General features: G+C 56.8%; 9 protein-coding genes. 4 read left to right on the top strand and 5 right to left on the bottom strand.

The window, feature by feature from the left end; translation table 11 throughout:
- Window positions 1–121 precede the first annotated feature (121 nt).
- The gene (locus ACR0CR_RS16545; protein ID WP_480601156.1) at window positions 122–1,696 is read right to left on the bottom strand and encodes an arylsulfatase; all 1,575 of its coding nucleotides are present in this window, start codon (window positions 1,694–1,696) and stop codon (window positions 122–124) included.
- A 144-nt stretch (window positions 1,697–1,840) separates the two neighbouring features.
- Here ACR0CR_RS16545 and ACR0CR_RS16540 point away from each other — a divergent pair, with 144 nt between their 5' ends.
- Window positions 1,841–2,746 carry a LysR family transcriptional regulator gene (locus ACR0CR_RS16540; RefSeq protein ID WP_480601153.1) on the top strand — a complete coding sequence of 302 codons (906 nt, stop codon included), beginning with the start codon at window positions 1,841–1,843 and terminating at the stop codon, window positions 2,744–2,746.
- A 451-nt stretch (window positions 2,747–3,197) separates the two neighbouring features.
- Here ACR0CR_RS16540 and torA read toward each other — a convergent pair whose 3' ends face one another.
- The 4 genes from torA to ACR0CR_RS16520 all read right to left on the bottom strand — a co-directional run bounded on the left by torA (window position 3,198) and on the right by ACR0CR_RS16520 (window position 9,071).
- Window positions 3,198–5,666, bottom strand: a complete 2,469-nt coding sequence (gene torA / locus ACR0CR_RS16535; protein WP_480601150.1) for a trimethylamine-N-oxide reductase TorA — start codon at window positions 5,664–5,666, stop codon at window positions 3,198–3,200.
- 14 nt (window positions 5,667–5,680) lie between these two features.
- Complete coding sequence (locus ACR0CR_RS16530) at window positions 5,681–6,301, bottom strand: TorD/DmsD family molecular chaperone (protein ID WP_480601147.1); 621 nt, start codon at window positions 6,299–6,301, stop codon at window positions 5,681–5,683.
- The gene (locus ACR0CR_RS16525) at window positions 6,298–7,824 is read right to left on the bottom strand and encodes a c-type cytochrome (protein ID WP_480601144.1); all 1,527 of its coding nucleotides are present in this window, start codon (window positions 7,822–7,824) and stop codon (window positions 6,298–6,300) included. Before ACR0CR_RS16525 ends, ACR0CR_RS16530 begins: the two co-directional genes overlap by 4 nt.
- A 620-nt stretch (window positions 7,825–8,444) precedes the next feature.
- Entirely contained in the window at window positions 8,445–9,071 is a 627-nt protein-coding gene (locus ACR0CR_RS16520; protein WP_480601142.1) for a TetR/AcrR family transcriptional regulator, read from the bottom strand.
- Window positions 9,072–9,336: 265 nt separating this feature from the next.
- Here ACR0CR_RS16520 and ACR0CR_RS16515 point away from each other — a divergent pair, with 265 nt between their 5' ends.
- The 3 genes from ACR0CR_RS16515 to ACR0CR_RS16505 all read left to right on the top strand — a co-directional run bounded on the left by ACR0CR_RS16515 (window position 9,337) and on the right by ACR0CR_RS16505 (window position 13,711).
- Entirely contained in the window at window positions 9,337–10,014 is a 678-nt protein-coding gene (locus ACR0CR_RS16515) for a type 1 glutamine amidotransferase domain-containing protein (protein ID WP_480601140.1), read from the top strand.
- Window positions 10,015–10,223: 209 nt separating this feature from the next.
- A complete protein-coding gene (locus ACR0CR_RS16510; protein ID WP_480601138.1) occupies window positions 10,224–11,675 on the top strand; it encodes a coniferyl aldehyde dehydrogenase in 1,452 nt (483 codons plus the stop codon).
- 173 nt (window positions 11,676–11,848) lie between these two features.
- Window positions 11,849–13,711, top strand: a complete 1,863-nt coding sequence (locus tag ACR0CR_RS16505; protein WP_480601137.1) for an AMP-binding protein — start codon at window positions 11,849–11,851, stop codon at window positions 13,709–13,711.
- Window positions 13,712–13,781 lie beyond the last annotated feature (70 nt).

Below are 13,781 nucleotides of genomic sequence, written 5' to 3'. Positions count from 1 at the left end.
TTTGGGGGTAGGAGGCAGGTGAAACAGTCTGAAATCGCATTGCGCGTGCCGGTTTACCTGAGAACCTTGCACCATGGATCGCGGGGCAAGGCGGGGCGACCGCCTTGCCAACGGTACTGCGTTACTGTGACATACCACCTTCTGACGAAACCTGTTCTTCGACATGCCTCTGGTTGGTAATCTGCGAGCCACGAGGCGGGAACTCGGCAAAGGTGGCCAGATGGCGCTGTACCAGTGCAGCAGCCGGACCAAAGGCCCACATCTTGTTGCCCATCCAGCGGGTGTACATGCCTGATTCTTCGGCTGCTTTTTCGTAAGGATCGCGACGCAGGTTGAACAGAAGTGGCGCGTTCAGCTCTTCTTTCGGCCCGGACCAGCCTTCTGTCTGGACGGTGAAATGCGCTTTCCAATCGCCATATCGCACGGCCTGCAGGTCCTGACCCTCGTAGTAGATGATTTCCTTGCGATTGCTGTCCGTTTCGCCAGTTAGGAAAGACACCTGATTGTAACCGTCAAGGTGGACTTGATACCCCTCATAACCATCGATCATTGCCTTCGGCAGATTGTCCGGCCCGCCAGCGGCGGCCACCAGTGTCGGCATCCAGTCGAGGCCAGCAAAAATACCGTTGCTTACGACCCCTTCAGGAACTTTGCCCGGCCAGCGGATAATCGCGGGAACGCGGAAACCACCTTCCCAAGTCGTGCCCTTTTCACCGTGGAAAGGAGTCGTTCCACCGTCAGGCCACGTCATCGTTTCGGGGCCATTGTCCGAGGTAAATACCACGATTGTATTGTCGGCTACGCCCAATGTGTCGAGGTGACCCAGAACCTTACCCACATTGTCGTCCAGTTCTTTCATGACCACATCCTGCAGGCCACGACCGTCGCCCAACATCGCCTCGTATTCCGGGCTCAGATGGGTCCAGACATGGGCGCGGGCTGGTGCCATCCAGACAAAAAAGGGCGCTTCACTTTCTACAGCGCGGTCGATGAAATCAATCGTATGGGCTGTGACTTCGTCATCCAGTGTCTTTTGACGCTCAGGCGGGGCGGGTCCGTCATCCACGATGCGCTGCTTGCCCACCAGACCCCACCGTGGGTCAACGGTTTCATCGACAGTGTCCGTCGCATAGGCGTGAATGATGTTGCGCGGCCCGAATGTGTTATTGAATTCCGGGTCATCCGGCCAGTCAGGGTCTGACGTGTATTCCATCGCGTTGAGGTGGTATAGCCACCCCCAATATTCATCGAACCCTTTGACCGTAGGCAGGAATTTATTCATATCGCCCAAGTGGTTTTTGCCAAATTGCCCGGTCGTATAGCCAAGAGACTTCAACATGTTGGCCAATGTCGGGTCATCTTCGCTTAGACCTTTTTCGTCATCTCCCGGCAGCCCGACCGTGTGCATGCCAGTACGCACCGGATATTGTCCCGTAATAAAGGCGGATCGCCCGGCGGTGCAGCTGGGTTGCGCGTAATAATCGGTCATGCGCATCCCTTCGGATGCCAGCTGATCAAGGTTGGGCGTCTGGATGCTTTTGACACCCTGATGATAGCTGCCCAGGCTTGCCCACCCAACGTCATCCGCCATGATGAACAAGATATTTGGTCTCTCGGCGTCAGCCCAAGCCGGTGAAACACCGGCAATTGCGGCAGCAAAAGCGGCCGATACCAATAAAGATCGAATGGGTTTCATTGTGTCCTCAGTACAGTTGGGGATAAACGGGAAACGAAAGTATTCAATTTCCTCTAAGGGTTACACCTTGGATGACACAACAGCGCTGGATGACAGTTTCAGTTTGTGATTTCTAAGTATCAATTTTTGCAACCGGGATGAGCCATGCTCAATGAAAACGCACTGACTGCTTTTTTGGCTTTGGCAAAAACAGGCAGCTTTCAACAGGCGGCGAAGGATTTGGGCGTATCCACCGCATCTTTCTCGCGTTACATCGCTCAGGCAGAAGAGAACGCGGGCTTTGCACTGTTTCACAGGAGCCGGAACAACAGTTCCCTCACCCGCATGGGACAAGAATTTTTGCCCCACGCGCAGCACTTACGACAGGAATTGGACCGCTTCAGCACCCGGGTTACAGCCATACGTGACAACGGCGTTAAAACCCTGTTGATCGGATGTGGACCGCTCACGACACGAACGATCATTGCTCCTGTTCTGAAATCTGTTCGCAAGTCGTTTCCTGATTTGCGTTTCAAGGTCTTGGTCAGCGCCTATGGCCGACCATTGGACCTTTTGCAAAGCGGAGCATTCGACGTTTTTGTTGGCGACCTGACATATACGCCAAGCGCCGAGGGTGTGGAACTTAAGGTCATGGAAAAACAGAGCGTTTCGTTCCTCGCCCATCCATCTCACCCAATCCATAAAAAGGGGCCGTGCTCAATTGCGGATATCCTCGCGCATACGTTCGCTTCGCCTTATCTGCACAAACATTGGAAGGCGAAACTTGTTGAAGCACTTGGCGGGGGTCAAGAGGCAGTCAATCTGGTGGGAAAACAGCCTAAGATTGAAAGCGACGATTTTGCTTTTCTGGCCAGCCTGTTGTCCGAACCGGATGTGATTGTTGGGGCGATGAAAGAAGATTTCCACGAGCTCCTGAGAGCTAAGGAAGTGAAGGAAGTCAAAATGGTTTCCCCACTACCCTGGAATATTTGCGCCGCGAGAAAAATGGATAACCGGTCCGATGCACTTGATGCATTCTGGCATGCCTTGAACAGCTTTGAAGTTCGTTGAGTTCGGTCAATATTGGTTGGTTCAACCCGCAACAAATAGGACTGAATTGAGGTACCCCCTGGCGGTTTCTGCCGATGAACACCCAAAATCGGAAGAAATTGAGCACGTGATCGGGCGCTACATCGACCCTGACCCGGTCAAAATCTTCGGTAGACAGAACCACCGCGTCATAGCGCAACCATAAGCCTTAGCAACCGGCCCATTCTGCTTCGACAATTTGGAGAAGAATTTCGATGCAGCCCTTATCCGACGGGCACCGTCAATATGGATGAGAGGAACCCCTTGTTTTGAAATCTGACATGGCACAGCAACTATTGCACGGATTCTCTCGCTCAAATGAAAACGGCCAGCATAAGCTCCACATCCTGCATATCGAATGCGGAGTTGCGATCCGTGGATGTGTTGTTTTCTGTTTGTCGGATTTTCTTGGTCAGCCGGATAGTTGGTCCCTTCAAACAGGCTGGCTGAACACGCGGATTTCAGGTGTTGGGCCATCATACAGTTCAACCTCGGCCATGCCGGTATGCCCGCAATTGCCCTGCGCAAGTCTTGATGTGGACAGCCCGGTCGTCAGGGTGTTCACGTCCCCATAGACACACAGGCTGCCGATCTCGCGCGGGTTCAGCGGGTCGAACCAACCACCTTCGTTAATCCGGATGACGCCGGGCATGATCTCTTCGGTGATCAACACACCGGCCAGCAACTGTCCGCGATCATTGAAGACGCGTACCACATCACCGTCTGAAATGCCCCGCGCCGCGGCATCGCCTGGGTTCATCCAGCAGGGTTCATGTCCGGCGATCTCATAGGTCAGGCGATTGACGGTGCCGCAAAGTTGCGAGTGTAGTCGCATCTGCGGGTGGTTCGATGCGACATGCAGCGGATAGGTGGTGTCCGGTCCGCCCAGGCGCTCCAGCGGTTCGATCCATGTGGCATGGGGCGGGCAATCATCGTAGTCGTATTTCTCGATCGTGCGCGAGTACAATTCGAACTTGCCCGACGCCGTCCCAAGCGCGTTCAACAGAGGGTCGGCGCGGAAATCGGCGTGGCGCACGAACTCTTCTGCCGCCTCTGTAACCGGGAAGGCCAACGGTCTGTTGCTGTTCCAGAACACATCGAACACCGGCATTTCCATACCCTTGGCGCGGGATTCGATCTTGGCCGCCTCATAGAGGCCCTGAATCCAGTCCATCTCGGTCCGGCCCTGGGTAAACTCGTACCCCTTGCCCAGCTTGTCTGCGATGGCGGCGAAGATGTCGAAATCGGTTCGGGATTCAAACAGCGGATCGACGATCTTTTTCATCGGCACGATATGGCTGAGCGCATAATCACCGACCTGTTCGATGTCGTTGCGCTCATAGGATGTGGTGGCCGGCAGCACGATATCGGCGTGCCGCGCCGAGGCCGTCCACTGGAAATCCTGCACCACAAACGTGTCCAGCTGCCGCCAGGCGCGCAGCATCTCGTTGCGATCCTGCTGGTGCGAGAACGGGTTGCCGCCTGCCCAATAGGCCATCTTGATCTGCGGCAATACAATCTCGTGGCCATTGAACTGCATCGTCTTGCCGGGGTTCAGCAGCGTCTCGACCAGGCGAGACACGGGGATGGACACGGCCCCGCTCTGCGCCAGCCACGCGGCACCATCGTTGGCCTGACCCGAGGCATCGTCGATAGCCTTTAGGATCGGCGTCGTATGGGTGGGCGCACCGCCCGAAGAATAGTGATAGCTCAGCCCATAGCCGCCGCCGGGCAGGCCGATCTGACCCAGCATCGAGGCCAGTGTGATCAGCGTCCAGTGGATCTGTTCCCCGTGGTGCTGTCGCTGTGTGGAATAGCCAAGCGCCAGCATGGTCCGGTTGGACGCAAAGCGCCGGGCCAGATCACGCAGGGTATCGGCGGGCAGACCACAAATCTCAGCCGCCCAATCGGCTGTTTTCGGCGTCCCGTCGCTGTCGCCCAGCAGATAAGGCAGGAACTTGTCGAATCCGGTTGTGTAACGGTCCAGGAATTCTTGATCGTGCAGGCCTTCGGTATAAAGCGTATGTGCGATGCCCAGCATCATCGCCACATCGGTCTGCGGGCGCGGCGCGATCCATTCGCCGTTCAGCTCCTGACAAGTTTCTGTGCGCACAGGGTCGATGCAAAGAACCGGCGTGCCTGCCGCTTTCATCATCGCCACACCCGGCCACGCGCCGTGATCGGCCACCTGCCAGGATATCTGAGAGTTGTTCAGCGGGTTACAGCCCCAGAACACCATCAGTTCGGTGTTTTCCGACAGGTTCTTCCAGCTTGTGCATTGCTCATACACCTCAAGCGAGCCTGAGACATAGGGCAAAATCACCTGCGCCGCGCCGGTTGAATAATCCCCGGAACTGTTGGTGTAGCTGCCGGTCAGGTTCAACATCCGCCGCAGCAACGTCTGGCAATTGTGGAGCTTGCCGGGGCTCTTCCAGCCATAGGACCCTGCAAACAGGGCCTCCTGCCCGTAGTCGCTGCGCACGCGGGTGATCTCATTGGCGACCAGCTCAATCGCTTCGTCCCAGGTGACGCGAACAAAATCGCCCGATCCGCGCCCGTCCGGGTCGCTGCCGGGGCCGCCTTCCAGCCAGGCGCGGCGCACCATAGGATAGCGGATACGGGATTCGGAATACATCGAATCCATCACGCCGGGCAGCTGTGGCGAGGGGTGAGGGTCATCTTCCCACGGTTTGAACTCGACGGCGCGGCCATCTTCGACCATGCCCCGGAAGACACCCCAGTGGCAGCCGGACACAATCCCCTGCTGGCCGGTATCGGCCAGAGCACCGCGGGCCAGAACCGGCAGGCCCGAAAGGCCAAGCGCTGCGGCTGTCGACCCTTTCATGAAACCGCGGCGGGAAAATGGCGCGCTTTGGTGCTTGATCTGAGGCTTCGAACTCATCGTCTGTCCTTTCGTCAAACAGTCGCCAAAATCCGCGGGCGATCCCGCCCGCAGTCCAGCGCCACTGTGTCAAGAAATGCTGAAAGCAGGTGTGCGAGACCGGCGTAGAACCCCGCGCCATCCGCCTGGATCAGGGCTGGGCCAAAGCGATCAACCCAGGTCAGTTCATCCAGCAGATACTCTGCCATGTCATCCCGCCGTTGCCGCAATGCTTCGGCCAAAGCGGCCAGTTGAATACCCAGATGGTCGGTGGGCTGATTTCCGTTCTGTGCCACATGTACATCCAGCGCGCGCAAAATGCGCTGCATGCGCCCTGTGGCAGGACCGCACAGCCGTCCTGTGCCGTCCCACAGGCTGGCATAAGGCGGCAGGTAATGGCGGCGCGACACACCTTCGAACAACATGACATAGCGTTGCTGCAGCGCGGCGCACATATCAGTTTCATCCTGCGATGACATTGCATCTTTCACATGGCGCATTGCCGACGGACATCCGATTTCGTCGCCAATCTGCGTCAGAACCGCCTGCCCCTCGTCTGAGCAAAGCGCAGTCACACGATCCGCACCCGGAGGCGTCAGAAACTGAACGGCCAGCCAATCGGCCGTCACCGCAAGGCCAAATCGGGTATCGGTCATCCGTGATCCCCGTCTCCTTCGTTCAGATCCTTTGAATGGTTCTGAAGATAGGCCAAGATCAGACGGTATTCGTCATCGGTGAACGAGGTGAAGCGGCGCATGGATTTCAGCGTGCCAATCCACTGGTTCGCGGTGAAATGTGTCTTTTGCGGCAATACATGACAGGCAGAGCATGCCCGTTGATACGTGTCGCTGCTATAGTCCCACACCGCGCCGCGGTCCGTGTTCAGGCCCGCCGTATCCGACCAAACTTCAAGTTCAACCGGCACCCAGCTTTGTTCGGTGTCAGGGTCGAGTTCGGGGGTTCCGGATGTCACCGCGGCAGCGGCGTCATCCGACAGAACAGCCATCAGAACCCGCTGTCCCTTTTCCTGATAGATGATCGAGGGCGCTTCCTCTAGTTGCCACCCGGTCAGTTCGAATTGGGCTCGATCACCTTCAACTGAAACAAGCGCGACATCGGCGCCACCCAGCAGCTTGCCCTGCTCAATCATCCCCCCGTCGATACCGTCTGGGACAAGCCAGATGTTCTTGGTCTCAACGACAGTGGCTGACGTGTTGGCGGACAGCGATCCGGGCTCGGACAGCGGGAATTGTGGCGCGGTCTGAACCGCGTTTTCCAGCATCACAATTTCTTCGGTATAGTTCGGCTCGGGTATGCCGGGGGCCAATTGGTCCACCTCATCTACATGGCTCAGGTAAAGGGCCATCGCCTGAATGTCCTCGAACGGAAGTTGCGAAGTGTTCTGGATCACTTCACCCATATCGCCACCAGCCGTGCGGCCAACCGGGCTGATGCCGGTATGCAGGTAATTGGCCAGCGATGCCTGCGACCAGAAACCGATGCCGGACTCATGCGGTGTGATGTTGGGGAACCAGCCGGTACCCTCGGGGTTGGGGCCGCCGCCATAGCGCGCATCTGCGATCACATTGCCCGCAAGCGTGCGTGAGGAATGGCATTCGGCACAATGCCCTGCCCCTTCAACCAGATATTCACCCCGGTGATAGGCATCGGCATCGACACCATCGGGCACGGGGCCGGGCTCGTAAACCTTGCCGTCTAGAAAGGCCAGACGCCAGACACCGACACCCCGGCGAATGTTGAACGGGAACTTGAGTTCATGATCCGGGATGGCAACCGACTGAACAGGCAAAGTCATCATATAGGCGTAGAGATCGCGGACGTCTTCGCCTGTCAGGCGCTGATAGGATGTGTAGGGAAAGGCCGGATACAGGTTCTGACCATCCGGCATAATGCCGCCCGGCCCAACACCTTCGCGCAAGGCCCGGTCGAACTCGGCCAAAGTCCAATCCCCAATGCCATGCTCTTTGTCTGGCGAGACATTGGGCATGTGAAACAGGCCAAACGCCGTGTCCAACTCACGCCCGCCGCCCAGCACTGTGTCATCCTCCTGCCCTGGCGTCGCGTGGCAGGTCGCGCAGTCCGAGGCCACAAACACGATGCGTCCGTTTTCAAGATCAGCGTCTTCAAGGTCCGGCAATGTCCGACCGGGATGAGTCATGGCCCACGTCCAAGGAGAGGTGAGAACGAAAAAACCCAAGACGCCAAGAAAGGTAAGACCAACAATGATTCTGAGAAACGACACGCGATTCAATGCCATCTAATAAAACCTCCGAGATTTTGCGCGGCTTTGCTGAAATAAAGCCGGTTGAGCTAATTACGGTGTTTTGATTCAACCCCAACTTAACGTATCAACATGAAACTCTCGCTTGCCTTTTTCTGACAAATTGTCGCAGATCGACGCGCAGAGCGGGTTGTGCCGCCCCATGCAACGGAACCGCTTGCGGGTGGGGTCTGGAAGTCTGGACCTTTTTCTCGCCGTAACATTGCGCACGTTCCCTCATGGCATCGAACACACAATGCTTGTCCGCCTGTGTATCCCTGCAGTGTTTTTGCGCCGAGCCCCAAGCGAAACAGTTCCATTGGTGGTGGCTGTTCAACGCTGCTCCCAACAACCAGATGCGACATGTGCACAACAGTTCGAAGTGCTTCGAGGATTTTTGGGTCGATCTCGTCCAAACAAAAAAATGCAGTTTGAATTCAACTATCCAGGCGATTGAATCAGGACGTCATACACAGGAATGAGACTCTCTGTGGAATCAAGTATCGCTCATCTCAAAGCTATACGGCAGAATTTATTGCGACTGCCGCATTTGATGATTTGCCGTGCCAACCGCGATCATTCAAAATCTGTCGCGTGTCGGCAAGTGCTTTGTCGAAGGCGTCTTGCGAGCGCGTGATCTTGACCATGATGCTGGCCCCGACCCAAAGAAAGTACAGGTTGGCGGCGACATCCCCGCTGGGTTGACCAGAACGCAGCGATCCGTCGGCATTTCCGGCCTCAACCACAGTAGCCAGACGAGAAACTATGCCGTCTGTGCCGTGCTTCAAAGAGTAACGCATAGACTCCGAGAAGTCGGAAACCTCAGCACCCAGTTTGACAGCCAGACAGCGTCCCTGACAATCGTCCAGCCCTTGGGTCTCACGCCAGTTCGCAAAATACAGCATGAGTTTCTCTGCGGCTGTTAGGCCCTGCTTTGCAAAAATTTCGTCCATTTCTGCGTGATATGTTTCGAAGTAGTCTTCGAGCAGCGCAACTCCGAACGCATCCTTGGACTCGAAAAAGTGATAAAATGATCCTTTGGGAACACCGGCCGACTTAAGGATTTCGGCAAGCCCAACGGCGCTAAAGCCTTTCCGACTGATCAGGGCCTGTCCCGCTGAAACAATATTCGATCGTGTGCTCATACGCCCTGCCTGCTGCTTAAGCCATATGACCATGGCCTATAGACGATCAGTCTAGTCATGTTGAGAATGACACGCAACACCAAATTGAAAAGGTTGATATCCCGCTTTGGATGGAAGCTACTTAGAGAAAATAGATACTAGACGACCGGTCTATTGTTAGATATGTGCAGCTTGTCTTGCCTGCCCAAAACCGACTCACTCCTCTTGTCGATTTGAAAAAGCGCAGTGCGAAGCAAACGAAAAACAACATTTACGGATCTTGATCATGAAAATCCTGATGGTTCTCACATCGCACGACGAACTTGGTGACACCGGAATGAAAACCGGGTTCTGGCTCGAGGAACTGGCCGCGCCTTACTATGCCTTCAAGGAAGCAGGTGCCGAAATAACTTTGGCTTCACCGCTGGGTGGCCAACCACCGCTTGACCCTAAAAGTGCAGACGAAGGTTTTCAAACTGACGCCACACGCCGGTTTGAAGCTGATATTGAGGCCTCGGCCCAACTGGCGGCCACGATAAAGTTGGCGGAAGTTAACCACGCAGAGTTTGACGCAGTTTTCTATCCCGGTGGCCACGGCCCGCTGTGGGATCTGGCCGAAGACGCGCAGTCCATTGCATTGATTGAGGCGTTCCATGGGGCTGGTAAGCCCGTGTCGCTGGTCTGCCATGCTCCTGGGGTTCTGAAGAATGTCAAAGGTGCTGACGGTCAGCCGCTGGTTATCGGCAAGACGGTGACCGGTTTCACCAACTCGGAAGAAGCCGCTGTCGAGTTGACCGAAATTGTTCCCTTCCTTGTCCAGGATATGCTGGCGAGCAATGGTGCTACATTCTCGTCCGGCGAAGACTGGATGCCGCATGTGGTCAAAGACGGATTGCTGATCACCGGCCAGAACCCGGCATCGTCGGAAGCGGCCGCATTGGAGACAATCGCTGCGTTGAATTGAGCCCATTCGGTGGGGTTGCCATCGGCGGCCCCACCGTGCGATGTGCATGTGCCAGTATGGGTGTAGGCTGGGCGGAAAAGGACAAAAACAATTGTCCCAAGGTGCAAAGTTCTTGTCCCCACGGAACATTTCGCGTTGCATGCGCGCATAATATAAAGCTGCGAAATCCGTTCCGTCTCTCAGAAGTTTCAAACCCATAGGAGACCGTCATGTCAGTTCAGAACGTCGTTGAACTCGAAAATTCCGGACAAAACTTGCCTGCTGTGCTTGGCAAGTTGCAAGCAGCTTACAAGGCTGATCCTGCTCCGACCTACGATCAACGGATTGATCGCCTTGGTCGCCTGCACGCCGGGCTAATGGAATACAAGGACAAGATCATCGACGCTGTCGATCAGGATTTTAACGGCCGCGCCCACGCGGAAACCATGCTGGCCGAGATTCTGCCGATCCTGGAAGGCATCCGCTATTACCGCAAGAATCTGCGCAAGCTGATGGGTCAGTCCAAGCGCCACCTGCCACTGATGCTGATGGGGGCACATGCCAAGGTGCATTATCAGCCGCTGGGTGTGGTGGGCATCGTGGTTCCGTGGAACTTCCCTGTCTTTCTTGGCCTGTCGCCTCTGGTGGGCACATTGGCTGCAGGCAACCGGGCGATGATCAAAACCTCGGAATTTGCACCCAAAACCGCCGAGATGCTGACCGAGATGATCGCCAAGCATTTCACCGATGACGAGGTCGTGGTGATCAATGGCGACGTCAATGTTGCCACCGAGTTTACCAAACTGCCCTTTGACCATCTGGTCTTTACCGGCTCGACCCCGGTCGGACGCATCGTGATGCGCGCCGCCGCCGAGAACCTGACGCCTGTGACGCTGGAATTGGGCGGCAAGTCTCCGGTCATCATTCATGATGACTTTGAAATCGAGGAAGCCGCCAAGCGCGTCGTCTTTGGTAAAGGTTTGAACGCAGGGCAGATCTGTGTTGCGCCTGACTATGTGATGGTTCCGCGTGGCAAGGTTGACGCTTTTGTTGCTGCCTTCGTCAAAGCGTTCTCACGCCGCTATCCGACGCTTGCGGCGAACAAGGACTATACCTCGATCATCACCGAACGTCAGCGTGATCGGCTGGTGGACAATATCGAAGACGCCAAGGCCAAAGGCGCCACAGTCACAGCCATCAACCCGTCGAATGACAGCTTTGAAGGCACACGCAAATTGCCGATGCATCTGGTCACGGATGTGACCGAGGATATGCGCGTGATGCAGGAAGAAATCTTTGGTCCAATCCTGCCGGTCATTCCCTATGACACGCTGGACGACGCCATTGCCTACGTGAATGACCGTGACCGCCCGCTGGCGCTGTATTATTTTGACTGGGACAAGGCCCGCGGTGAGAAGATCCTGAACGAGACCCATTCAGGCGGTGTCTGCATCAACGAGGTTGTCACCCATGTTGCCGTTGATGACATGCCCTTCGGCGGCGTTGGCCCGTCGGGGATGGGGCATTACCACGGCAAGGAAGGCTTCCTGAACTTCTCGAAAGCCAAGGGTGTTGTGCGCAAGGGCAAGCTGGACGGCAATCAGTTCGTCGGCGCGCCGTGGGACAACAAGATGTTCAAACTGCTGGTCAACTTCCAACTGCGCCGCTTCAAAAAACCCTAGGCGCGACCCGCCTACCCTGTGATCCGATCTGACCCCTATCTGAGGAGTTTGGGGACATGATCAGACTGTGTCCTAGAACCGGTCGCAACGACAGGGGCGGCAACCAACAGATACGGCGGCGGCAGCAAGCCGCCGTTTTACGAAAAACACATTGTTTTGGAGGAGCACAAATCATGGCCGTTTTCAGCGATCAGCCCATTAAAACCCTTGAGGATATCAAACGTCTGGAATCCGATCTCACCCTGGATCAACGCCTGCCTGAACGCAGTATTCTCGAAGTGTTCGAAGCCAGCGCGGCCTCCTATCCCGACAAGACCGCCCTGACCATGTTGATGACCGGTGCCGAAGATGAACAAGCGCGCCGGGTCACCTATGGTCAGTTGCTGGGGCTGATCCGAGGCGCGGCCAATATGTTTGCCGATCTTGGCGGCCCTGCGCCCGGCGTTGCCTATATGCTGCCCTCGCTCATCGAGACTTATGTGACCCTCTGGGGGGCCGAGACAGCCGGTTATGCCGTGCCGATCAACTTTTTGCTGCAGGTGGAAAGCATCGTTGACTTGCTGCGCGCCTCTGAGGCGAAAATTCTTGTGACGCTTGGGCCGCATCCGCAGCTGGATATCTGGGAAAAGTCTCTGGAAATCCGCGACCAGATCCCTGGCCTGATCCTGGTGCGCATCGCGCCTCCCGGCACGCCGCCGGTCGAGGGCGTAGTGGATTTTGCCGAGGCGATCCAGGGGCAGCCTATGGATCACCTGACCTTTGGCGCGGCGCGCTCGGGCGATGACGTTGCAGCTTATTTCCATACGGGCGGCACAACGGGCGTGCCCAAGCTGGTGGCCCATACCCATCGCGGGCAACTGGTGGCGGCCTTTGGCGGGGCAACCATGTGCGCATACCGTCCCGACGACGTACTGACCGCGACACTGCCGCTATTCCATGTGGCCGGAACAATTGCCGCCGGGCTCAGCGCCTTTATGTGCGGTGTCGAGCTTGTAGTGATGTCGCCGGGCGGATTGCGCACGCCGACGATTGTGTCCGGGTTCTGGCGTCTGGTGGAACAGCACAAGGTGACACTGGTCGGCGGCGTACCGACGGCACTGGGTGCGGTGCTGCAGGTTCCGGCCGAAGGCTACGACCTGAGCCGCGTACGCGCTGGTCTGACCGGTGCGGCCTTGCTGCCCCCTGCGGTTGGGGCGCATTTCCGCGAGGTGACAGGCGCGACCCTGTTTGAACTTCTGGGCATGACCGAAGCCTCGGGTCTGGTCAGTATTGATCCCTTGTCTGGCACAGGTGCCGTCAGTTCGGTAGGCTGGCCGCTGCCCTATTCGCAGGTCGATATTCTGCGTCTGACGGGCGATGGCGCATTAGGTGACCTCTGCGAGGTGGGCGAAATCGGCGTGATCGCAATCAAAGGCCCGCATGTCTCGCCCGGCTATCGTGATGCGACGCAGAATGCGGGCGTGTTCGAGGGCGGATACCTGAACTCGGGCGATCTGGGATACAAAGACGCCGACGGGCGGATTTACATTGCGGGCCGGTCCAAGGATCTGATTATCCGCAGCGGTCACAACATCGACCCGGCCATGATCGAAAATGTCCTGACCGACCATCCCGCCGTGGCCATTGCCGCAGCCGTTGGCAAACCCGATGCATATGCCGGAGAGCTGCCCGTGTGTTTCGTCCAGTTGGTCGAAGGGGCTGAGGTCACGATGGACGAACTACAGGAGCACGCCCACGCGCATATTGACGAACGTCCGGCTTGGCCCAAGCAGATCCACATCGTGGACGAGGTTCCGCTGACCACGGTGGGCAAAATCTACAAGCCAAGCCTGCGACTTGACGCGGCCAGACGTGCTGTGGCCGAGCTGATCCAGGGTGAACACAAACTGCCAGACGCCGAAATCACAGTCACCGATGGCGGTGCGCGCGGGATGCACGTAACGGTTACTTTGCCCGAAAAGAACCGTTCCGACGTTTCGACGGTTCAGGACGCCTTGGCCGAGTATCTTTTTTCGGCAACGGTCGAAACCAAATGAGCCAACTTAATTGAGGAAAGAGCGTCGCGCGACGCTCTTTCCCACCTGAAGACCGGCACACTCCTAGTTA

The sequence above is a fragment of the Ruegeria sp. AM2 genome (assembly GCF_056540685.1).
Note: the sequence above shows the minus strand (reverse complement) of the source record. Positions and strands in the feature narration are given on the sequence as shown.

What these genes read in the sequence shown, in the direction of transcription:
- ACR0CR_RS16510 (WP_480601138.1), top strand. Translation starts at nt 10,224, where the DNA reads ATGTCAGTTCAGAACGTCGTTGAACTCGAAAATTCCGGACAAAACTTG.
- ACR0CR_RS16525 (WP_480601144.1), bottom strand. Translation starts at nt 7,824, where the DNA reads ATGACTCATCCCGGTCGGACATTGCCGGACCTTGAAGACGCTGATCTT.
- ACR0CR_RS16520 (WP_480601142.1), bottom strand. Translation starts at nt 9,071, where the DNA reads ATGAGCACACGATCGAATATTGTTTCAGCGGGACAGGCCCTGATCAGT.
- ACR0CR_RS16515 (WP_480601140.1), top strand. Translation starts at nt 9,337, where the DNA reads ATGAAAATCCTGATGGTTCTCACATCGCACGACGAACTTGGTGACACC.
- ACR0CR_RS16540 (WP_480601153.1), top strand. Translation starts at nt 1,841, where the DNA reads ATGCTCAATGAAAACGCACTGACTGCTTTTTTGGCTTTGGCAAAAACA.
- ACR0CR_RS16530 (WP_480601147.1), bottom strand. Translation starts at nt 6,301, where the DNA reads ATGACCGATACCCGATTTGGCCTTGCGGTGACGGCCGATTGGCTGGCC.
- ACR0CR_RS16545 (WP_480601156.1), bottom strand. Translation starts at nt 1,696, where the DNA reads ATGAAACCCATTCGATCTTTATTGGTATCGGCCGCTTTTGCTGCCGCA.
- torA (WP_480601150.1), bottom strand. Translation starts at nt 5,666, where the DNA reads ATGAGTTCGAAGCCTCAGATCAAGCACCAAAGCGCGCCATTTTCCCGC.
- ACR0CR_RS16505 (WP_480601137.1), top strand. Translation starts at nt 11,849, where the DNA reads ATGGCCGTTTTCAGCGATCAGCCCATTAAAACCCTTGAGGATATCAAA.